Annotated in this window: 24 protein-coding genes and 1 pseudogene; 5 read left to right on the forward strand and 20 right to left on the reverse strand. The window is 68.9% G+C overall.

The window, feature by feature from the left end:
• Positions 1-32 precede the first annotated feature (32 nt).
• Positions 33-416 carry a VOC family protein gene (locus NCI01_RS14215; RefSeq protein ID WP_254182155.1) on the forward strand — a complete coding sequence of 128 codons (384 nt, stop codon included), beginning with the start codon at positions 33-35 and terminating at the stop codon, positions 414-416.
• Here NCI01_RS14215 and NCI01_RS14220 read toward each other — a convergent pair.
• Together NCI01_RS14220 and abmR are read right to left on the reverse strand one after the other, a co-directional pair.
• Positions 413-949, reverse strand: coding sequence for a DinB family protein (locus NCI01_RS14220; RefSeq protein WP_254182156.1), 537 nt, complete (start codon positions 947-949; stop codon positions 413-415). The genes NCI01_RS14215 and NCI01_RS14220 overlap by 4 nt on opposite strands.
• Positions 950-966: 17 nt before the next feature.
• The gene (abmR, locus tag NCI01_RS14225) at positions 967-1,509 is read right to left on the reverse strand and encodes an ATP-binding transcription factor AbmR (protein ID WP_302182082.1); all 543 of its coding nucleotides are present in this window, start codon (positions 1,507-1,509) and stop codon (positions 967-969) included.
• A gap of 51 nt (positions 1,510-1,560) precedes the next feature.
• On the opposite strand from abmR, the gene NCI01_RS14230 reads away from it, so the two are divergent.
• Positions 1,561-1,923 (forward strand): YchJ family protein, encoded by a 363-nt coding sequence (locus NCI01_RS14230; protein ID WP_254182157.1) that lies wholly within the window; start codon positions 1,561-1,563, stop codon positions 1,921-1,923.
• Here the strand turns inward: NCI01_RS14230 and NCI01_RS14235 are convergent.
• From NCI01_RS14235 to NCI01_RS14255, 5 genes are read right to left on the reverse strand one after another with little or no spacing between them, the layout of a single operon-like run.
• Positions 1,916-2,545: a YigZ family protein gene (locus tag NCI01_RS14235; RefSeq protein WP_254182158.1), complete on the reverse strand. Its 630-nt coding sequence runs from the start codon at positions 2,543-2,545 to the stop codon at positions 1,916-1,918. The two genes, NCI01_RS14230 and NCI01_RS14235, sit on opposite strands and share 8 nt — an antisense overlap.
• Positions 2,542-3,591 carry a YihY/virulence factor BrkB family protein gene (locus NCI01_RS14240; RefSeq protein ID WP_254182159.1) on the reverse strand — a complete coding sequence of 350 codons (1,050 nt, stop codon included), beginning with the start codon at positions 3,589-3,591 and terminating at the stop codon, positions 2,542-2,544. Before NCI01_RS14240 ends, NCI01_RS14235 begins: the two co-directional genes overlap by 4 nt.
• Positions 3,592-3,613: 22 nt before the next feature.
• A complete protein-coding gene (locus NCI01_RS14245; protein ID WP_254182160.1) occupies positions 3,614-4,393 on the reverse strand; it encodes a TSUP family transporter in 780 nt (259 codons plus the stop codon).
• A 14-nt stretch (positions 4,394-4,407) separates the two neighbouring features.
• Complete coding sequence (locus NCI01_RS14250) at positions 4,408-4,863, reverse strand: hypothetical protein (RefSeq protein WP_254182161.1); 456 nt, start codon at positions 4,861-4,863, stop codon at positions 4,408-4,410.
• On the reverse strand, positions 4,860-6,254 hold the full coding sequence (locus tag NCI01_RS14255) for a cystathionine beta-synthase (protein ID WP_254182162.1): 1,395 nt from the start codon (positions 6,252-6,254) through the stop codon (positions 4,860-4,862). The genes NCI01_RS14250 and NCI01_RS14255 overlap by 4 nt, the downstream gene beginning before the upstream one ends.
• Before the next feature lie 62 nt (positions 6,255-6,316).
• On the opposite strand from NCI01_RS14255, the gene NCI01_RS14260 reads away from it, so the two are divergent.
• Entirely contained in the window at positions 6,317-7,357 is a 1,041-nt protein-coding gene (locus NCI01_RS14260) for an SGNH/GDSL hydrolase family protein (protein WP_254182163.1), read from the forward strand.
• 52 nt (positions 7,358-7,409) lie between these two features.
• Here NCI01_RS14260 and NCI01_RS14265 read toward each other — a convergent pair whose 3' ends face one another.
• The 4 genes and pseudogenes from NCI01_RS14265 to NCI01_RS14280 form a co-directional block, all read right to left on the reverse strand.
• Positions 7,410-8,279, reverse strand: coding sequence for a Bax inhibitor-1/YccA family protein (locus NCI01_RS14265; RefSeq protein WP_254182164.1), 870 nt, complete (start codon positions 8,277-8,279; stop codon positions 7,410-7,412).
• Between the two features lie 145 nt (positions 8,280-8,424).
• A complete protein-coding gene (locus tag NCI01_RS14270) occupies positions 8,425-9,750 on the reverse strand; it encodes a calcium-binding protein (protein WP_254182165.1) in 1,326 nt (441 codons plus the stop codon).
• A gap of 33 nt (positions 9,751-9,783) precedes the next feature.
• Positions 9,784-11,133, reverse strand: a complete 1,350-nt coding sequence (locus NCI01_RS14275) for an HNH endonuclease (protein ID WP_254182166.1) — start codon at positions 11,131-11,133, stop codon at positions 9,784-9,786.
• A 104-nt stretch (positions 11,134-11,237) separates the two neighbouring features.
• Positions 11,238-11,717, reverse strand: a pseudogene (locus NCI01_RS14280) (GNAT family N-acetyltransferase); the annotation flags it as partial.
• Positions 11,718-12,095: 378 nt separating this feature from the next.
• Between NCI01_RS14280 and NCI01_RS14285 the strand changes: the two are divergent.
• The gene (locus tag NCI01_RS14285; protein ID WP_254182167.1) at positions 12,096-12,422 is read left to right on the forward strand and encodes a hypothetical protein; all 327 of its coding nucleotides are present in this window, start codon (positions 12,096-12,098) and stop codon (positions 12,420-12,422) included.
• Between the two features lie 83 nt (positions 12,423-12,505).
• The gene (locus tag NCI01_RS14290; protein WP_254182168.1) at positions 12,506-12,781 is read left to right on the forward strand and encodes a hypothetical protein; all 276 of its coding nucleotides are present in this window, start codon (positions 12,506-12,508) and stop codon (positions 12,779-12,781) included.
• A gap of 134 nt (positions 12,782-12,915) precedes the next feature.
• On the opposite strand, the gene NCI01_RS14295 is transcribed toward NCI01_RS14290, so the two are convergent.
• From NCI01_RS14295 to NCI01_RS14335, 9 genes are all read right to left on the reverse strand, one after another.
• Complete coding sequence (locus tag NCI01_RS14295) at positions 12,916-14,088, reverse strand: GmrSD restriction endonuclease domain-containing protein (protein ID WP_254182169.1); 1,173 nt, start codon at positions 14,086-14,088, stop codon at positions 12,916-12,918.
• Positions 14,085-15,308: an adenine-specific methyltransferase EcoRI family protein gene (locus tag NCI01_RS14300; protein WP_254182170.1), complete on the reverse strand. Its 1,224-nt coding sequence runs from the start codon at positions 15,306-15,308 to the stop codon at positions 14,085-14,087. The genes NCI01_RS14295 and NCI01_RS14300 overlap by 4 nt, the downstream gene beginning before the upstream one ends.
• A gap of 78 nt (positions 15,309-15,386) precedes the next feature.
• Positions 15,387-16,712, reverse strand: coding sequence for a tyrosine-type recombinase/integrase (locus NCI01_RS14305; RefSeq protein ID WP_254182171.1), 1,326 nt, complete (start codon positions 16,710-16,712; stop codon positions 15,387-15,389).
• The gene (locus tag NCI01_RS14310) at positions 16,712-16,924 is read right to left on the reverse strand and encodes a hypothetical protein (RefSeq protein WP_254182172.1); all 213 of its coding nucleotides are present in this window, start codon (positions 16,922-16,924) and stop codon (positions 16,712-16,714) included. The genes NCI01_RS14305 and NCI01_RS14310 overlap by 1 nt, the downstream gene beginning before the upstream one ends.
• Entirely contained in the window at positions 16,924-17,583 is a 660-nt protein-coding gene (locus NCI01_RS14315) for a recombinase family protein (RefSeq protein ID WP_254182173.1), read from the reverse strand. Before NCI01_RS14315 ends, NCI01_RS14310 begins: the two co-directional genes overlap by 1 nt.
• A 166-nt stretch (positions 17,584-17,749) precedes the next feature.
• Positions 17,750-18,505: a hypothetical protein gene (locus NCI01_RS14320; RefSeq protein ID WP_254182174.1), complete on the reverse strand. Its 756-nt coding sequence runs from the start codon at positions 18,503-18,505 to the stop codon at positions 17,750-17,752.
• Between the two features lie 165 nt (positions 18,506-18,670).
• The gene (locus tag NCI01_RS14325) at positions 18,671-19,792 is read right to left on the reverse strand and encodes an AAA family ATPase (RefSeq protein WP_254182175.1); all 1,122 of its coding nucleotides are present in this window, start codon (positions 19,790-19,792) and stop codon (positions 18,671-18,673) included.
• Positions 19,789-20,469 carry a toprim domain-containing protein gene (locus tag NCI01_RS14330; RefSeq protein ID WP_254182176.1) on the reverse strand — a complete coding sequence of 227 codons (681 nt, stop codon included), beginning with the start codon at positions 20,467-20,469 and terminating at the stop codon, positions 19,789-19,791. Before NCI01_RS14330 ends, NCI01_RS14325 begins: the two co-directional genes overlap by 4 nt.
• Complete coding sequence (locus NCI01_RS14335) at positions 20,466-20,708, reverse strand: hypothetical protein (RefSeq protein ID WP_254182177.1); 243 nt, start codon at positions 20,706-20,708, stop codon at positions 20,466-20,468. The genes NCI01_RS14330 and NCI01_RS14335 overlap by 4 nt, the downstream gene beginning before the upstream one ends.
• Between the last annotated feature and the right edge of the window lie 27 nt (positions 20,709-20,735).

Raw genomic sequence — 20,735 nt, forward strand, 5'->3', positions numbered from 1 at the left:
CTGGGGGTGACCAGGCCGAGAGGGAGGATCCCATGTCGCTCACGCACCGCACGGTCGCGATGATGATGCCGGTCACCGACGTCGACCGCGCCCGCACCTTCTACTCCGAGTCGCTCGGGCTCGACTACACCGGCACCAACGACGAGGGCAGCGCGATCTACGCGCTCGACGGCGGGTCGACGCTCGTCCTCCTCCCCCGCCCCGACAGCCGTCCGTCCGACAGCACCGCGATGAGCTTCGAGGTCGACGACATCACCGCCGAGATCGATGAGCTCGAGCAGCGGGGCGTCGTGTTCGAGGACTACGACCTCCCGGACCTCAGGACGGTCGACCACGTGTGCGTCCTGGGCGCCGAGAAGGCGGCGTGGTTCAAGGACCCCGACGGCAACGTGCTCTGCCTGCACCAGGAGACCTAGACGTCGGTGGCGCCGTCGATGGACTGACGGATCAGGTCGGCGTGGCCGGCGTGGCGGGCGTACTCCTCGACCATGTGGACCAGCACCCAGCGGATGGTGGCGGTCTGGCCCTTCTCGAGCGGGCGCGGGCGCGCGACCGGACGGCCCAGGTCGGGGTCCTCCGCGAGCGCGGCGTCCAGGCAGGCGTCGGACCGCTCGATGGCGGCGGCGAGCAGGGCGTCGAGCTCGGCGTGGGTCTCGCCGGCGGCGCTGTGCCAGTCCCAGTCGGCGTCGTCGTCCCAGGGAGCGGTGTCCCACGGCGGAGCGGGCTCGTTGGCGGCGAGGTGGTAGGAGAACCACCAATCCTCCACGAAGGCGAGGTGCTTGAGCATCCCGCCCAGGGTGAGGTCGCTCGGCGCCAGCGGCTGGTCGAGCTGCGCGTCGGTGAGCCCGCTCGCCTGCAACCGGATGGTCGCGCGGTAGTGGTCGAGGAACGAGCGGAGCATCCCGACCTCGTCGTTGCTGAAGGTCGTCGCGGGCCGCTCGATCGTCATGCCCGCACGTTAGCTGCTCAGAGGGACGGACCCTCCCCCCGGAGCTTGTCGACCTCCGCCATGGCGTCGCGCAGCTGGTCGAGCCACTCGTCGGCGTGCTCGCCGACCAGGCGCACCGACCACGCCAGGGCGTCGGAGCGCGACCGGGCGACCCCGGCGTCGACGAGCGTGTCGAGCACGCGACGCTCGGGCTGGCGCAGCCGGGTCATCACCGGCGCGGCCACGTGGGTGAAGAGCGCCTCGGTGTCACCGAGCCGCACCCCCCACGACACCTTGCGCTCGTAGCGGGCCTGGGCCTCGAGGGCGATCTCGATGCGCTCGGCCTTCGTCTCGGAGCGGAAGCGGCCGATGCGGCCCTCGGCCTCGGCCCCGCTCACGTCGTCGGCACCGGCCAGGGTGCCGACGACCAGGATCTCCTCGCGGTCGACGGTGACGTCGACCGCGCTGAACCATGCCTCGGGCAGACGCCCGTGGAACCACTCGGACGCGTCGGACGCGTCCGGCAGGTCAGCGACCTGCCACCCGCCGCGGCGACCGCGACGGCTCTCATCTGTCTTCATGTATTACATGATTACACCGCAACACAAACGAGGGCCGGTACGGTCAGGAGCGTGCTCACCAGTCCCTGTCCCTGCGGGTCCGGCGCGACGTACGACGCCTGCTGCGGGCCGCTGCTCGCCAACGTCGCCCAGGCCACCTCGCCGGAGCAGCTGATGCGGTCGCGCTACACCGCCTTCGTCACCGGCGACGCCGACCACCTCTTCCGCACCTGGCACCCCCGCACCCGGCCCGACGACGTGCGTCCCGATCCCGCCACCCGGTGGACCGGGCTCCGGATCGTCGCCGCGGAGGGCGACACCGTCGAGTTCGTCGCCCAGTGGGAGACAAGCCGGGAGGGCGGCGAGATGCACGAGGTGAGCAGGTTCGAGCAGCGCGCCGGCCGGTGGTGCTACGTCGACGGCGACGTCACCTGAGGGAGTCGGTCCAGCGCTCGCCGACGCTCTCGAGGACGCCCTGCCCGGCGGTGGCCGCCGCGACCGCTGCTTCCACCCGGCCCACCTCGTCGGGTGCCGCGGCGAGCAGCACCCGCACGCGGGCGTCGTAGGCCACGTCGAGCACCACGACGCCGCGCGAGCGCAGCTCGCCCTCCACCCGCCCGGCGTCGGCGTGGTCGAGCTCGAGGGCCAGCTCGGTGAGCAGCGACCGGCGCAGCACCCCGGCCTCCGCCACGGCGCCGCGCACCGCGTCGCCGTAGGCCCGCACGAGGCCGCCGGCCCCCAGCAACGTGCCGCCGAACCACCGGGTCACGACGGCAGCGACGTCACTCAGCCCGGCCCCACGGAGCACGTCGAGCATCGGCGCACCGGCGGTGCCCGCCGGCTCGCCGTCGTCGGACGAGCGCTGGAGGCTGCCGTCCGGGCCCAGCACGAAGGCCGAGCAGTGGTGCCGGGCGTCCCAGTGCTCACGGCGCAGCGCCGCGACGAGCGCGCGGGCGTCGTCCTCGGTGGCCACGCGGCGGAGCGTGCAGAGGAAGCGGGACCCGCGGTCCTCGACCACGGAGGTCGTGCCGCGGGCGATGGTGAGGTAGGACGTCACGCCGGCCGCTGCGTCGGCTCGTCCGCGGTGCCCGGTGGGGCGGCGGGCTCCTCGTCCTCGTCCTTGCGGTCCGCCGGCCCGGGGTCCCAGCGGACCACCACCTTCTCGAAGCCCTTGTGCCGCTGCATCCGGGCGTAGAGGGCGTAGGCCTCGCGGTCCGCGTCGGTCAGCTGCACGTTGTCGGTGAAGGGGGTGAGCAGCGCCCGGGGCCACAGCCGCCGCGCCAGCACCACGTTGACCTCGGTGGCGAGCACCGCCATCACGGCGCCGATCCACAGGAAGCCGATGAGGCCGAGGACCAGCCCGAAGGTCTTGGTCATCGACGAGGTGTTGACCAGCACCCGGTCGACGTAGGCCGCACCACCGATCTGGAGCAGCTGCCACAGCACGGCCAGGGTGAAGCCGCCCGGCGCCGCCCGCCAGAACGAGTGCTGGCCGGTGGCGGCGAAGCGGAAGAGGTAGGTCAGCCCGGTGCCGACCACCAGGACCGTCAGCACCGGCAGCAGCGCCTTGAGCCCGTTGCCGATCACCTCGGTGAAGACGTCGGTGGTGCTCGCGATCGTCGACACCACGGTCACCGCGAGCAGGGAGAGCCCCGCGGTGAGGAGCAGCAGCAGGGTCTTGACGCGCGCGTAGAACGGGTTGGGGCGGCTGTTGCGCGGCACCGACCACGCCACGTGCTGGGTGTTCTGGAGCGCCTGGCCGAGGCCCATCGCGCCGTAGAGGGCCGCCAGGCCACCGATGACCACACCACCGACCGAGCCCTGCAGCCCCTGGGGCCGGCCGAGCTCGTCACCGATGATCGGGAACTGCGACAGCGCGGAGTTGAGGATGGACTCCTGCCACTGCGGCTCCCCACGCAGGATGAGGCCCAGGATCGAGGTGCCGAGCAGCATGAGCGGGAAGATCGCGATGAAGGCGTAGTAGGCGAGCGCGGCCGCGAGGTAGGGACCCTGGTCGTCGAAGTACTTGTAGACGACCGCGATCGGGAAGCCGAGCACCCGGTGGCGCCGCTGGAACCCGTCGACTGCCGAGACCGCTCCCACGAGGTGGAGGCTACCGGCCGGGTCACCACCAGCCGAGCAGGCCGCCGCCGAGCCGCACGACGAAGCCCGACACGACGACGAGGAAGAAGGCGCGCACGAAGCGGGCACCGCGTGCCATCGCGGTCCGGGCACCGAGGTAGCCGCCCGTCACGTTGGCCGCCGCCATCACCAGCGCGAGGTCCCAGATGACCGCTCCCTGAGGGATGAAGACGGCGAGGGCGGCGAGGTTGGTCGCCCAGTTGGCGAGCTTGGCCTTGGCGGAGGCCTCGAGGAAGTTGTAGCCGAGCAGCCCCACCAGCGCGAAGACCAGGAACGACCCCGTGCCGGGGCCGATCGCGCCGTCGTAGAAGCCGATCGTCAGGCCGGTCAGCGCGACGACGGTGAGGTGCCGGCCGCCCTGGAACCGCAGGCTGGTGAGCTCGCCGACGCTCGGCTTGAACCACACGTAGCCGCCGACGAGCACGAGCACCACCAGGATGATCGGGTCGAAGGCGCTGCGCGGCAGCATCGAGGCGACCAGCGCTCCCCCGGCCGACCCGAGCCCGGCGGCGAGCATCAGCGGCAGGAAGGTGCGGGGGTCGGGCCGGATGCGCCGGACGTACGTCGCCGCGCTGATGGAGGTGCCGCAGAACGACGCGAGCTTGTTGGTCGCCGCGATCTGCACGACCGACGCGCCGGGCAGGCCCACGAGCAGGGCCGGCAGCTGCACGAGCCCACCCCCGCCGACCACCGCGTCGACGAAGCCGGCGACCAGCGCCGCGGCCACCAGGAAGAGGATGACCTCCACGGAGAGGTCACCCATGGCGAGCCCCCACGTCAGCCGGAGGTCGTGTCTCGGCTGAACTCCTGCACCACGACCGCGTCGTAGTCCTCGGGCATCGTGGCGCTGAGGCCGGGACAGACGAACTGCTGCGACTGGTCGGGGAGCATCGACCGCGCCGAGCAGTTGACGGTCGCCAGCGCCGACCCGTCGGCGGAGAAGACCATCTGGAAGAGGGCGGTCCGCTCCTCGTCGGAGGTGTTCTTGATCGTCCCCTTCACCTCGGGGGTGACCACCTTCTCGTCCATGCCGGCCGAGCGCTCGATGCCGGTGAGCTCCCAGCCGTCCTCGACCGCGAAGTCGTTCCAGGTGAAGGCCTTGCCGACCTCCACCTCGACCGGGTCGGTGCCGGCGGCCGCGCCGGAGCCGTCGTCGTCGCTGCAGGCGACCAGGGTGGCGAGGCACGCGACCACGACGAGGCCCCTCGTGAGCCCCGCTGCGGGGCGCCTCACGAGGCGGCCACGAAGGTGAGCAGGTCCTGCCTGGTCAGCACGCCGATGGGCTTGCCGTCCTCGTGGACCAGGACCGCGTCGGCCTTCTCGAGGAGCGACACGGCGTCGGCCGCGGCCTCGGTCGAGCCGATCGTCGGGAGTGCCTCGGACATGTGGTCCTCGACCTGGTCGGTGAGCCGGGCCGTGCCGGCGAAGAGGGCGTCGAGCAGGGTGCGCTCCGACACCGACCCCGCGACCTCGGCGGCCACGATCGGCGGCTCGGCACGCACGACCGGCATCTGGCTGACGCCGTACTCCTGGAGGATGTGCACGGCCTCGGCGATCGTCTCGCCGGGGTGGGTGTGCACCAGGTCGGGCAGCTGGCCCGACTTGCCGCGCAGCACCTCGCCGACGGTGCGCTGGTCGGCCTGCGCGCCGCTGGCGAAGCCGTACTGGGCGAGCCAGTCGTCGTTGAAGATCTTGGTGAGGTAGCCGCGACCGGAGTCGGGCAGCAGGACGACGACGACGGCGTCGGTGCGTCCCTCGGCGGCGAGCTCGTGGGCGACCTGCCGCGCGGCCCAGGCCGCCATGCCGCAGGACCCGCCGACGAGCAGCGCCTCCTCGCGGGCGAGGCGGCGGGTGAAGGCGAAGGAGTCGGCGTCGGAGACCTCGATGACGCGGTCGGCCACCGTGCGGTCGTAGGTGTCGGGCCAGAAGTCCTCACCGACGCCCTCGACGAGGTAGGGGCGGCCCGTTCCGCCGGAGTAGACCGACCCCGCCGGGTCGGCGCCGATGACCTGGATGTCCGGGTTCTGTTCCTTGAGGTAGCGCCCGACGCCGCTGATCGTGCCGCCGGTGCCCATGCCGCACACGAAGTGGGTGATCTTCCCCTCCGTCTGCTCCCAGATCTCGGGGCCGGTGGTCTCGTAGTGCGAGCGCGGGTTGTGCGGGTTCGCGTACTGGTTGGGCTTCCACGCACCCGGCTGGGAGGCGAGGCGGTCCGAGACGTTGTAGTAGGAGTCCGGGTGCTCGGGCGCGACCGCGGTCGGGCACACCACGACCTCGGCGCCGTAGGCCTTGAGCACGTTGCGCTTGTCGACGCTGACCTTGTCGGGGCACACGAAGACGCACTTGTAGCCCTTCTGCTGGGCCACCATCGCCAGGCCGACACCGGTGTTGCCGGAGGTCGGCTCGACGATCGTGCCGCCGGGCTGGAGCTCGCCGGACGCCTCGGCCGCCTCGATCATGCGGGTGGCGATGCGGTCCTTCACCGACCCGCCCGGGTTGAGGTACTCCACCTTCGCGAGGACCAGCGGACCGTCGGACGCGGTCTCGGGGAGGTCCAGGGTCCGGCTGAGCCGGACGAGGGGGGTGTTGCCGATCAGGTCGATGACGGAGTTCGCGTACTGCACCCGGCCAATCTAGCCGTCTACTCGTCCGTAGCCGTCACTGCCGGTTGCGTAGCATCGACGCCGTGGGGGCAACTGGAGCAGCACGCAAGCTGGCATCGGCCGCGGCCCTGGGCGGCGGCGGACTCTCCGTGCTCGGCGCCGGGCTCTACGGCGTCCTGGTCGCCGAGGCGAAGATCGCGCGGAGGGTGATCGGCAACGCGACCGACGTACCTCCCCAGGCGACGGGCTGGTACGGCCGCGGCCGGCCCGGCCCGGCGATCCGCATCGCCCTCCTCGGTGACTCCGCCGCGGCCGGCTACGGGGTCGACCGCGTCGAGGACACCACCGGCGCCCACCTCGCCACCGGCGTGGCGGCCCAGGCCGACCGCCGGGTGCACCTGCGGTCCTTCGCCGTCGTCGGGGCCCAGTCCAGCGCGCTGGCCGAGCAGGTCGACGCCGCGATCGGCACCCACCCGGACGTCGCCGTCGTCCTCATCGGCGCCAACGACGTGACCCACACCGTGCTGCCGTCGGCGTCGGTGCGCCACCTCGCCGAGGGCGTACGACGCCTGCGCGAGGAGGGCGTCGCCGTCGTGGTCGGCACCTGCCCCGACCTCGGCACGATCCGACCCATCCCGCCGCCGCTCAAGCAGGTGGCGCGCGAGTGGTCGCGCCGCCTCGCGGCCGCGCAGACCATCACCGTCATCGAGAACGGCGGCCGGACGGTCTCCCTAGGCGACATCCTCGGCCCCGAGTTCGACGCCGCACCAGCCCTGATGTTCGGCCCCGACCGCTTCCACCCCTCGGCCGACGGCTACAAGCAGCTCGCGTCGGTGCTCATCCCGTCGTGCCTCGCCGCGCTCGACCTGCTGCCCGAGGACGAGGCGCTGCCCGAGCCGCGCCGGCGCGAGGGCATCCTCCCGGTCGCGGCCGCGGCCGTGCGTGCTGCTCGTACGCCGGGCACCGAGGTCGACGGCACCGAGGTCGGCGGCACCCAGCGCGGCCTCCGCGGCCGCTGGGTCGAGCTGCGCCACCGCCGCCGTCGTCCCTCCACCGACGCCGAGTCGCCGCGCGAGCACGAGGAGGACTCGGCCTCCGACATGCCGACGGCCCGCCCGAGCTGAGCTCGAGCGGGCCGGCGGGGTTGATCAGCGGTGGATCAGCTGAGCGGCTGGATCAGTCGCCACGCAGGATCGCGAGGATCCGGAGCAGGTTGGTGTAGATCCAGACCAGGCTGACGGTCAGGCCGAAGGCCGCGCGCCACGACTCGCGGTCCGGGAGGCCTGCGGCGACGCCGTTCTCGACGAAGTCGAAGTCGAGGATCAGCATGAAGACACCGAGCACCAGGCCGGCGATCGCCATCACGAGGCCGAGGGGACCGAAACCGAAGAGACCCGTCTGGATGCCGAAGAGGCTCAGCACCATCGACAGCAGGCCGAGGCCCACCATGCCGAACATGGCCGCGATCACGAAGGTGCGGAACTTGGCGCCGACCTTGATGTCGAGGAACTTGTAGGCGGCCAGCGTGCCGGCGAAGGCGGCGAAGGTGCCGAGGACCGCCTGCGTGACGATGCCGTCGCCGAACTGGGCGTCGAACACCTTGCTGATCGCGCCGAGCGCGACACCCTCCGCGGCGGCGAAGGTCAGCACCAGGGCGGGGCTGATGACGCGCTTGAAGCTGTTGACCAGCGACAGCAGGAAGGCCGCACCGGCGCCCAGCATGGACAGCGTCAGCGCGCGGCCATAGGCCTCCTGGCTGACACCGTTGACGTCGACGATGTCACCGATCCACCACCAGGTGGCGAAGGCTGAGGCGAAGACGAGGGCGATCGAGATGGCGGTCTTCTGGACCACCGAGTCGACCGTCATCCGGCCCTGGTCCACCTGCCCGGGCGTGCCGGTGCCCCACTGCGAGGGGTCGGTGCCGGTGTCGCCGTAGCCGGGGTAGGACGAGCCACCCGCGGGGTAGGTCTGGCTGCCGTAGGCGTTGGAGGAGGCTCGGTTGAACTCCTCGGATCGGGCGAAGACAGGGTTGTTGCTTCTCATGGTCTCTCCTTGGAGGCCGCCTCCGGAGCTTCCGGAGGGTCGACGCCGTCGCGGTGACGGCGCCTGTCGTGTCAGCCCACTCTAGCCGGGGTGACATCACGTCAAACGTGGGCGGACGGCGCGCTGTTCCCGTCACAGCAACTTCTCAGGATGCGCGTGGCCGCTCGCAGCCGAGCAGCTCCTCGCCGCGACAGCGGTCCTCGCCGCGGCCGCCCACGACGCGGTCGCGACCCCGTCCGCCGAGAAGGACGTCGTCCGCGGCCGACCCGATCAGTACGTCGTCGCCCCCGCGGCCGCGCGCGGTGTAGGCCGAGCTCCCCCTGACCCGGTCGGGCCCCGCGGTGCCGAGGTAGGTCCACCGCCCTGCGCCGGACGGCATCACCACCCGCTCGACCCCCGTGAGCGTGGCGCGGACCGCCCGCTGGCGCGCGAGGCGTACGACGAACCGCCCCCGCGCGAGGTCGACCACCCCGCGGGCCCGGCGGCCGGTGTTGCCGACCGACAGCAGGACCTCGTCGCGTCCGTCACCGCCTGCGACCGTGTGGCGTCCGACGTCGAGCTGGGCGACCAGACGGTCACGGCCGGAACCGCCGTCGAGGGTCGCGGGACCGCGCGTCTTGGTGAGGTCGTCGCGGCCGGCACCGCCGAGCAGCACGTCGTCGCCCCCGGACGAGTCGAGGGAGTCGTCTCCGTCTCCCCCGTCGAAGACGTCGTCGGCCGGTTCGCCCGGGGCGGGTGAGTACTCGTCCCAGTCGTTGAGCACGAGGTCGTCGCCACCGCGGGCGTCGACGCGGTCGCCGCCGCCCTTGCCGATCAGCTGGTCGGAGCGCTCGGTCCCGAGCAGGTGGTCGGCGTGCGTGGAACCGATCAGCTCGACGACGTAGCCGATCCTCGGCTGCGGCTGGTCGACGACGACGGTGTCGTTGCCCTCACCCGTCGCGACGCCACTGACGAGGTCGACGGTCACGCCGGCCCCCGAGCCGGAGTAGTCGATGGTGTCCGGGGGGTTCCAGCCGTCGCCGCGCAGGACGGTGTTGACGCCGACGTCGACGAGGTCGTCGCCCGGACCGGGCACGAGCGCGTCGCCGGCGGGCTCGTCGGCGCTCTCGAAGACGTTGACCAGGCCGTTGGTGCCGCCGAAGAGGCGGTCGTCGCCCGGTCCTCCCGCGAGCTCGTCGGGCCCGGCGTCGCCGCAGATGGTGTCGTCGCCCCCGCCGCCGACGATGACGTCGGTCCCGTCGAGGCCGGCGATCACGTCGTCGCCCGCGGTGCCGACGAGGCGGTCGGCGCCGTCGGTGCCCACGATCATGGCCGGCAACCCGTCACAGGTCGCCGCGACCGACCGCGCGGGCACAGCGGATGAAGCGGTCACGGCGCCCGACGCGGGAGCGACCGCGACGACAGCGCAGGCGAGGCAGGCGAGGCAGGCGAGGCAGGCGAAGGTGGCGCCGAGCGCGTTCCGAGATGGCATGGGCCCACCATGCACCCCGCCGCGCCCGAGCGCCTACGACGCGAGGGTGAAGCTGCTCGCCAGCCGGAGCTCGGCGGGCGACCAGGTCACCTCCCCCGCCGGACCGCCGGGGAGCGGCGGGGAGGTGGACCGGATGATGCGGAGGTGCTCGGTGACGCCGTGGACCTCGTGGCGGCTGGTCTGACCCGGATCGGCCACCCAGGAGGCCCAGCCGGGTGACTCCTTGACGTAGTTGCAGCGCTCGCACAGGCCCTGGCCGTTGCTGGCCTCGGTGCGGCCGTCGGCGGCGGCAGGGACGACGTGGTCGTGGTGCCGGATGGCAGCGTTGCAGCCAGGGGTGCGGCAGGTGCCGCCGTCGCGGAGGTGGATGAGCTCGGCCAGCAGCCCCTCGAAGCGGCGGCTCGTGGACTCCATCGCGACAAGGGCGCGGTCCTCGGGGCTCGCGAAGAGCCGCCGGAGGGCAGCCTTGGCGGCGTGGCTGGCGCGACGCACCCACGCAGTGCACAGCTCCGCGGGCAGGAAGCCCTCGCCCTGCACCAGACCGGGCTCGGTGCCGTCCCCGAGGAGCGACTCGACGCCGATGACGAGGTTGACCCGCACCGGGACGGCGTCGGTCACGGTCTCGTCGCCGGTGATCCGCGCCGCGAGGGTGTCGGCCCGGACCTGGCCGGCGGTGCGCTGGTCGCCCTGCGCCCGGGCGGTCGCGGCCGCGTCGTCGAGGGCCGCTCGGACCGCGGAGAGGACCTCGAGGGGCAGCGTCGCGGTGAGCTGCCCGGTGCCGTCGTCGAGGCGCCGCGACGTCACCCGGCGCTCGGCCCGGGCCCGGGCGTGCCGCCTCGCCTCTGCCTCCGCGGCGACGGTCAGGCACGAGCGTCGGACCGCCTGGCGCAGGCGGGCGTCGCCGAGTCCGGCGAGCCGCGGGGCGAGGTCGTCGTCGACACGGGCGCGCTGCTCGGGCGCGAGGTGGGCGACCTCGCGGGCGATCATGAAGGCACGGTCCTCGGTGAGCTCGCCGCGGCCGAGCGCGGCCAGCGTGAGCGGGAGGTCGTCGCGGAGCCGCCGCGACAGCAGCACGCGCTGCTCCCCCGCATGCGGGCTGGCCAGCGTCGCGAGCGCGACCTCCGCGCCGATCGACATCGCCCGCGGCGGCGTACGACGTCCGGCCGCCGGCACGTCCTCGGTGGCGGCGTCCTCTGCGAAGGTGGTCGTGACGACCGCCTGGGCGGCCGCGGCCGCGGACTTGATCCGCTCCAGGGCCTCGAGCCGGTCGAGCAGGTCGGCACCCCCGCCGGCAGGCGCCAGGGCAACCAGGGAGTCAGCCAGGAGGTCGGCCAGCGCGTGCAGGTCATCGGCCTGCCACGCCTGGCCTCCTGCCTGAGCCACCATTCCGACACCTCCCGTGTTGGTCGAACGTATGTTCGATTGTCTCACGCCTCTCGGCCCAGGTCAACGGCCCGAGAACATGTGGAGATGCCCCAAGCGCCTCGTCAGCGGGGGTCGGTCGCAAGGACGTCGTAGGTGAGCTCGTCGGTGAAGGTCCCGTCGAGGAGCAGGTCGCTCTGGCGCATGCGTACCGTTCGCCGGAACCCGGCCGCCTCAGCCACTCGCTGCGAGCCCACGTTGCCCACGGCCACCACCAGCGTGATCCCGGCCAGACCTCCACCACCGTCACTCACTGGCGTGAAGGCCTCGCCGACGACCGCCCGAGCAGCGGCGGTGGTGACGCCGGATCCACGCGCTTCCGGATGTGCCCAGTAGCCCAGTGCAGCAGTGTCGGTCAGCTCGCCGCCGCGGCCGATCAGGCTGATGTGACCGAGCAGGTCGTCGGTCGCCGTGTCGGCGATTGCCCAGCTCATGTGGGTGCCCGCCTCGACGCCGGCGAGCGCGCGTTTGATCAACCCGTGAGCATGGTCGAGGCCGTACCGCTCGTTGATGACCTCACCTCCGAGCCACGTGACCGTCTCCGGGTCCGCGCATGCCTGCTGCCCCCGCTGGCCACTCGGTGCCCCGGCTGGGGTTCGAACCCAGACTGTGCGGTTTTTAAGACCCTCAACTAGACCCTATAGGGTCCACGGCGGTCCGGGTCGGTCCGCGCCCTCGTCAGCCGTTTGTGCTGGTCAGCCTGAGTTTTGCACGCCTCGCACACGGTTTCAGTGGGGATTCACGTCGAGGCCGAATGCGACTGATGCCGGAGCGCCGAAGGAGCGCCGTGACGCGTGGGCACTCGGCAGTGCAACCCACGCACACCCCGACCTGCGGAATGAGGAAGACGCCCAACGGCAGGCGTACGGTTCGCCGCTCCTCGCGCTCTGCAAGGGAGCGCCGAACCGAAGGGAATGGCTGCCATGCCCGAGAACAGCACCCGAGTCCGACACGCGGTAAGCCGCTCCACAGGAGCGACGACCTGGACCCGCAAGGACGGCGACGAGTGGCGCACGACCTGCCTCAACCACGGGGCGGAGACGACCGCCTCCGCTCGCGGCCAAGCTTGGAAGAACGGCTCGACCCCAGCCAACTTCTGCTCCAAGTGCAAGGCCATCGTTGCCGGCAAGGCGGAGAAGATCACGGAAGGTCGGCTTGACCTCCCCGCCCCCAAGGCGAAGAAGCCGGCAACGAAGAAGACCGCCGCGACGACCACCGTCAAGAAGGCCGCTCGGGTTAGCGCCGCGTAGTCGTCCAGTCACACCCCGCTCGCAAGGCTGGCCCGTCGAGGCCCGGCCTTGCAGCACACCCGCTGGGAACCAACTATGTAGCCATGGACATTAGTGAGACCAGCGAGGTCATCAAGGCCCTAAATGCTGCCGCATCCGGTTCGGAGACATGGCGCCAGGAAACGTTCGTTATGCAGCGTGAGAGCGAGACTCACGGCTGGCAAGACGTCACGATCACCATCCTTGATCGGGGGCCCTCAATCTCACCGCGTTACGCGGTGTCGGCCGAGACCGCCGGTGGGCAACGGTGCGCGGGCAATTCGGGCGACGACCTCGAGGTCGTCATTGCGACTGTTCATTGGTACCAACTCGACCACTGACGAGGCGACCGCAAGTTGTGCTTAGGCGGATCGGTAGGTCGCGCTGGGCGCTCGCCCCAGCCGCCCGGCCTAGATCCGCCTCAGGTGGGTTTGCGGGCTGTCGGGTGGGGCGTGCGCCGCTAACTCGGCGGAATCTAGCGGTTGCCCTTCGCTTGATTGTGGGTCTTGCAGAGCATCTCGCAGTTCGCGAGATCCGTCTTGCCGCCCTTCGACCAGGCGGTTACATGGTCGGCGTCCATCTCGGCCCGCTTGTAGATCCGAGCTTGGTTGGCGTTGGTCAACCCCGCGCACGTCGGGCAGTTGGACACGCCCTTCGCCTTGGCCGCTTTAGTCTGCTTTTCGTAGGCGGCGCGCTTGACGGGCTCCTCGAAGAGACGGATGTCTAGAAGCTTCGGATCGGATTCGCCGCCGAGCAAGTACTCATAGATGCCCTTGGGCGCTCTCACGGCGTCGTCCGCGCGCAACTCGTCGATCCGCTTGTCAAGCGCCGCGGCGCTGTAGGAGGTCTTGTTGTACTCCTCGTACAGACGACCCCACTCAAGACCCTTCATCTCTGGGTCCGGGGAACGGGTGAACACGCTCCCGATCCAGTCGATCACTGTCGTGAAGTAGGTCTTGAGGCCGTCGATATTGGTGTCATTACGATGAGCCGCCATGTAGGCGTCGATCGATTGGCCCTCCGACGCTGCAACCCAGTTGAGTGCAACCCCGAGGACTTCCTGACGCTTCACATCGCCTCTGATGTACGACTGCCACTTCTGGAGGTTGGCGTTGCGAGGGTTGCTGTACTCAGCCTTGGCCGCAGTGATGAACGGCCCGGAGTAGATCGCATTGAGAAGTTCCTGAGCGTTCAGCGGGACGCCAGCGATATTGATCGTCTGGAACCACTCCTTAATCTCCTTCTCTTTGCCTTCGCACTCGTAGACCAAGAGATCGCTGTCCAGGATCTTCTGCTGCTCATCCTTAGGAAGCGACGAGAAGGTCTGCTCGTTGCCATTGACCTTGATGGCGAACTTGCCAGTAACGAAGCGCCCCACGCTCGTGATGCGCTGCTGGCCGTCCAAGACCTCTAGGTCGCCGTCCGGCTTGACGTTGAAGTAGATAAGTCCGAGTGGATACCCCTTTAACAGCGAGTCGATGACAGCCTTGTCGCGGCCCTTGGCGTCATCGTAGATGTAGTTCCGCTGATACTCCGGCTGGATCGTCAACTTGCCGTTGAGGCCGAAGACACCCTTCGCCTCCAGCATGTTGAAGACAAAGCCCTCAACAACCTGTTCGACGGTGTAGTGCTTGAGGTTGGTCTTCACTTGGCGACCTTTCGCTTGATCAGGACTCGCTTGAACGAAGACACGTAATACTCGCCATCAACTTCGTAGTAGGGCTCGCCGTCTGGAGGGCTGTCGAGCTTGAACGCGGGACCACTGTTTAGGGCCCCCACCTTCTTGCGCGACCCATCGGGCTTCACCAGTGTCTGACCAGGATAGGTCTTCGTGGATATGTCCGACCACGTTTGAGTGAGGCTTACGATCTCAAACTGGTCAGGGTTATACCTATCAAGAAATGAGATCGGAACGCCCATCAAGCCGTCGTAGTCACTGGGGATGGCATCGGTCCGCGGGACGTCGATGGCATCGAAGTTGTCCATCGTGCGATAGCCCTTGCCTCTGACCACCTTGTGCTTGCTGAACTTGATGTTGTCTTCCATAGACATCAACTGCATCGGCTCGTGACGACGGCCGTGATCCAGGTTGGTCCACCAGCAAGAATTTCCGAGCCTGGTGAAGTTGTGCAGATCGTTGGGCGCGTACCCGAGACGCTTTGCCTTCGCAGCGTCCTTCGGATCCACCGCCATGCCCTTCGGGACGCCGAATACCATGTCGGATGTGTTGCCAGTCGCACCCTTCCAAATCGTGTTGCTCCTGACGAGGGCGAAGAAGTCCTTCGTCGTGACGGCGGCATCGCTCCCGATGACGGAGAACTTCTTGTTGCTCTCGATGAGCCAAGCGATGAATGCTCGGAACATGCTGAACGGCGGATTGGTGATGATGACGTCCGCCTCATCGCGAAGCGCCGTCACTTCCGCGCTTCTGAAGTCACCGTCGCCCTCGAGGTACTCCCATTGGAGGTCGTCGATATTGATGACGCCGTCACCGTTGTGGTCCTCGCGCTCTAGGACAAACTTCTTGCCGTTGACTCGAGTCCTCGACGGGTCGAAGTGCTCGTCCTCTGTCTCGAACAGAGTCGGAGCGTAGAAGCTTCCAGCCGGGTTGCTGTCTGGCGCATACGACGTTGAGATCAACTTCTTGAGACCAAGTGTGGTGAAGTTGAGAGCGAAGTACTTGGCGAAGTTGGACCACTCGGGATCGTCACACGGGCAGAGGACGACCTTGTCGCGGAACACGTCAGGGTCGTACTCCCGGTAGGCGTTGATCTCACTTTCGATGTCAGCCCACTGCGTGTAGAACTCGTCCTGCTTCACTCGCCGCGCTGTCGAGAGATGGCTGTTGTTGAACCCGGTTGACGTCACAGGGCGACCCTAGAGGAACGCGGCGACAAGACCCGACGATCCCGTCCCCAAAGCAACTTTGGTCTCAGTCCGCGGCTCTCAAGAAGCCGACACCGGCAGGCGCGTGACGTTAGGGGCCGCCCACATGGCTGCGGTGGCGTTGCGCTTGTCCCGGTCGGGCTGTGAGTGTGAGTAGCGGTCGAGCGTCATCTTGGTGCTGGCGTGGCCCAGACGCTCGGCGATCTCCACGATGCTCAACGCGCCTGGCCGGCCGATCTGCTCGACCAGCCACGAGGCGTGGAAGTGCCTCAGGTCGTAGAAGCGCACCGACGTCGGCAAGCTTGCGCTGGTACGCAGGCTCGACCAGTAGCGCATCGTGAACCACCCGTGTCGCAATGGACGGTTGAACACCAGCCAGTCGACGTCCGTCCCGGTCTTGCGCTGCTTCGCGCCGCGCTTGAACTCCCCCACCCCGGGGACCACGGGTAGGAGGGAGGGGTCAGCGGGTAGCCGGTCGGGGTGAGCGGCGAACCACCTGGCGGCTCGGGCCTGCTGCGTCGTCAGGTGAACGCGGAGCGCATCAGCGGTGAAGTCATCGAGGTCGATGGTGCGGCGGGAGCGTCGAGTCTTGGGTACGTCCTCGTAGATCGACTCCCCCGTGGTCCGGTCCTTCACGAGCACGCGCCGAACGAGTATCTGGTCGCACGCGGCTGATACGTCGCGCAGTTGCAGCGCGCACAGCTCTTCTGGTCGCATCCCCGTCGCAGCGGCTAACCGGACGTAGATGCCCCACGGCTCAGGAGTGTTTGCGATCAGCAAGTGAACCTGCTCGACGGTCGGGATGACCCGCTCGGCCTGCTGCGTGCTCAAGTCACGCTGTCCAGGGACTGCGACGCCGACGGTCGGATCGCGCAGGATCAGTCCGTTTTGCACGGCGTACCGGATCACTCGACGGAACGTGTAGAAGTTCTTCCGCGCCGTGCTGGGGCTTCGGGTGGCCGTGGTCTCCTTCAACCACGCCGTGACCTCGCGGTGGGTGATGTCGCCGATTCGCCTGTGGCCCCAGTGGGTGCGGACGAGCGACCGCGACCCGAGCACTACCTGCGCGTGCTGGCTGTAGCCAGCCTTCTTGCCCGACGCACTCGTGTAAGTGCCTAGCCATTCCTCAGCGACGGTCTGGAAGGTGGCGTCGCCGCGCGCCGGGTCGACCCACGCGAGCCGCTGGGAGTGCTTGGCGGCCGGTGACTCTTCGTCGCGCCAGCGCTCGGCGTCGCCCTTCGTGCGGAACCCACCCTTGGTGCGCTTCTTGAAAGCTTGATGCGGGTCCTCATACAGAACCTCCCACCGGCGCTTGCTCGATGGGAGGTTCTTGGTGCGGTACGACTCGCGTATCCACGCACGCGGTCCTGTCTTCCTTCTGGCCATCAGTCGGCCTCCTTCTTCTTGGGTCGTCGAGGTCTCCCGAGCAACTGCGTGGGGTTCGGCTCGTCCCGCAACGGGTAGCCGAGAATCTTCTTCTGGTCAGCGAGCGGCACGAGTGCTGAGAAGACCTTGCGCCGGGCTTCCTCGCGCTCGCGCTCAATGCGGCGGTCGTACTCGTCCGGGTCCCAGGGAGGGGGCGAAGCGGGGGTGGTCATCAGGCCACCGCCTTGGTTGCGCTGTTGTAGATGCGCCGCACCGTCGAGGGCTGCCAGTGCGGACGACCCTCTGGACTACGGATGCCCTCATCCGTCAGCACCTGGGCGATGGCGTTGAAGGACTTGCCGTCCTCGCGCTCGGCACAGATGCGCTTGACCACCGCCGTGGATGCGACGCGCTTGCGGCCGAGCGGCTTGCCCTCACGGCGACGCTGCGCCATGCCGTCACGGATGCGAGTCCGGATCAACTCCCGCTCCAACTCGGCGAACGTCGCCAGCATGTGGGCGAGTGCGCGGCCTTGAGGCGTCGCTAGATCGATGCCCAGGTCGAGCACCACGAGGTTCCAGCCCTGCGCCTGCGCCGTGGCGAGGATGTCGGCAGCGTGCGCCACCGACCTGGCCAGCCGGTCAAGCTTGCTCACGACGAGGGCGTCAGCCCTACCTCCGGCGAGCATGTCGAGTGCTCGCGCTAGGTCGGCGTTGATGTACGCGCCCGAACAGCCGGGGTCACTCGCCCACTCGACCTCCCATTCCTCTCGAGCAGCCCTCTCTCGAATCGCCTCGCGTTGAGCGTCGAGCGAATGGCCGTTGGCGGCCTGCTCTCGCGTGCTCACGCGGGTGTAGCCGATCACGTGCATCGGCTCTTGCCTCTTGCCCATCAGCACTCCTCTCGTCGGTTCCGACGGGGCGCTAACTACAGGTCGAGCCTTACGCCCCGCCCCGCGACGCTAGGTTGCGGCTGTGAGGCAGCGCTGCTCTCGCACGTCACTTGGGGTTTGCCGGGGCCGCGCGGCTCGGTTGGGGCCGAGCCCAGCCGGCCCGGCCTCACCCAGGCTCACGCCCATACGGCCACGCGGTCGTGTGTCCCCGGTCGTACTCGCTCGGCACGCCTCGGGTGTCAGGCGGCTCCGGAAGGATGCTCACTACCTCGCCGGGCACGGTGTCGGCGTCGGGGTCGATGCGCTGAGGCTCGTCCTCGTCGTCGTACGGAGCCCAAGCTTTCGCCTGCGCTTCCGTGGCGTGCGTCTCCATGTCCTCCCATGAGTGATCACCAGATGCGAGGGCTGATGGTGAGTGGCCCCGGTCGAGTTGGACGGTTCCCGTCGCCGGGTCCAAGCCGACGGCATCGGCCAACACCTGGTCGAACTTGGTCATCCCGACCTCGATCACCATGCCCGGCTTGAAGCCGGTGCGGTCCAGCACCAGTTGCGCGGCCCGGACCTTGTTGTGGTCGTCGGTGTTCGGATCGGTCAGCACCTTGTGGAGTGCCGCGAGTGCCGGATCGACCAACTCGAGAAGCCGTTCCTTGGCGGCCTTCTTCTGCCCCGGGTGGTTGCCTCCGTGCTTGATGCAGACGAGTGCTCCCGCACGTGGGTTCGCTCCGCACGGCTTCCCCGCGTTGGGGCCGTGCTTGGTATGACCGGCGCATCGCCCGTGAACCTGACCGCACTTGTCGCATGGCGGTCGCTTCGCGGACGGCGCCGCACTTTCACGCTGCTTCGTGCTGCGGGCCTTGCCCCGGCCGTCCTTGCCAACGGTCGTTCTAGGCGCGCTCCCCTTGCCCTTGTTCTTCTTGCCCATCACTTCCTCCTTCGATCCGAACCGGTCGAGCGGTTCGTTCGTTTGGGGTCCGAGCGGTTCGGTTCGGGCGGTTCGCCCCTACGGGGCGCGCGAACCGCCGAACCGCTACCCGTACGCGGTTCGCGATCGGACCGCCGAACCGTTCCCGAACCGCCGAACCGCACATCAGTCAGCACCCCCAGGAACCACTCGAAGCGCCGAGAACTCCTGCTTGACCACGTACTGCGCGCGGTTGCCAGAGCCCTCATTCGCCACGAAGCCATCACGGCACAGGTGCTCGACGGCGAGGGCGATGCGTTCGTTGGTGCCCTTCACGCCGCTTCGGACCAGACGCAGTGAGGCACCGGGGTTCTTACCGATGAAGTCACAGACGTCCTGCATGAGCATGCGGAAGCCGTACTGCTCAGCGAGCGGCTTGTCCGCTTCAGGATCGACGGCCTCGTTGACCTCCGTGGTCTCGATCCAGGCATCGACCCCGGCCCCGCCGCCAGTCGCGTCGCAATGAAGGTCGGCTACGTAGCGCTGGCGGGCCTTTCCGCCAATCGATACGTACGCCACGCCGCCTGGGCTGTCCTTGGCGAGCAGCAGCCGGGAGACGCCGTGCTTGCCCGCCCCGAACGGCCGCAGCGACTCGACCATGTACATGGCGCCCTTGATGCCGGCCTTCTTATGCTGCGTGCCGATCGTCCAGTTGCCGCGTCCGTCGCGATCCTTCACGACGTGATCCAGTTCCACGATGGCTGGCCCGTCGTAGCCATCAACCGCCCCCTTGGTCTGGAAGCGGCGAGCGAACAACGCGAACCAAGCGGCAGCGTCCTCGGAAGAGTTGATGCTGAGCCCGTGCAACGAGTAGGCCTCCGTCACGCCATCGAGCACCACCAGCGACGGCGACCATCGCTTCACCATCAGTCGGAAGCGCCGCTGGTCCTCCTCGCTGATCGCATCATCAGGCCGGAAGTAGTGGAAGTGCTTCTTGATGCGAGCGTTGGTCGCGCCGAGCAACTTCAGCCGGTAGACGATGGACCGGTCGTTCGCCTCCATGTCGACGTACATGACATGTCGCCCGAGCTTGATCTCCTGCACGCTGGCCAAGAGCAGTAGCCACGACTTCATCGACTCCGGCTCGCCACCGACGCTGTGGACCTCGTTCGGATAGAACAGGGCGCGAGTACGGCTCTTGTCGCCGCTCGTGTCCGTCCACGTACCCACGGCAGGCTCAGGCGGCGGAGCACCGGCCAGAGCAGCGTCGAGGTTGATCGGCTTCGACCAGTGCGTGCGCTCGCTCATTGCGCGACCCCGCTCTGGTATTCGCGCCAGGAGATGCGCTCGCCGGACGCCCGCAAACTCGCCCTGTAGGTGCCTGCGCGCTCCCGAACCTCGCTAGGCCGCAGGCGCTCGTAGGCAGACAGCCCTAGCCCCACCCCAGCCACGTCAGTGAGGTCCTTATGGGCCGGGTCGATGGGCCGGTAGAGGCGTATCCGCTTCGGGTCGACACCCGCGCCGACCAGCCGCCTACGCCGCAGGTTTGCTGCGTAGTGACCGGCGTCGTCGTTGTCGACGAGGATCTTGATCCGCGACCGCGACCCGTACCGCGTGAACCACTCGGCCTGATCGGGGTTGAACTCAGCGGCGCCTTGCCAGTTCGTAGTCGTTGCCCAGCCCCAGAGCGCGGTGCCGGTGTCGCAGTCGCGCTCGCCCTCGCAGAAATAGACCGGAGCATGCACTCGCAAGGCAGACAGGAGGGAGGGGAGGTTGTACATGGCCTTGGCCGACCAGTCGGGCTGGTACCGCTCAAGACAGCCGCGACTGCCCTTCCACGCCATGTATCCGTCGCGGTACACAGCGGCCTGCTGACGGAACTTGTAGCGCCTCTCTTCCCACCCCTCCCTCCTGATCTTGCGCAGGACGGGACGGCCTCGGACGTCGGTGTAGTGGTAGACCGCACCATCGCGCTGCATGGTCACACCAGCGCTTGGGCCCACGCGGGGCCAACGGTCATGAACTCGGTGACGTCTGCTAGATCGGTGATCCGATCCCAAGGGATGATCACTGTCCAGCCGTCTTGCTCATGTCCGGTGTCATCGATGTGGAGCACGAGGCTGTGCTCACAGGAGCCGATGACCCAACCGAGCGCATCAGCGCCGGTGTCGGTCTCTACGCGGACGATGAGGTCCGTACGGGAACTAGCCTTGAAGTGCGACATGGGAACTCCTTCCACGGGTTTGTCGCG

It is taken from the genome of Nocardioides pinisoli (assembly GCF_024199985.1).
In the GTDB taxonomy this organism is placed as follows: domain Bacteria; phylum Actinomycetota; class Actinomycetes; order Propionibacteriales; family Nocardioidaceae; genus Nocardioides; species Nocardioides pinisoli.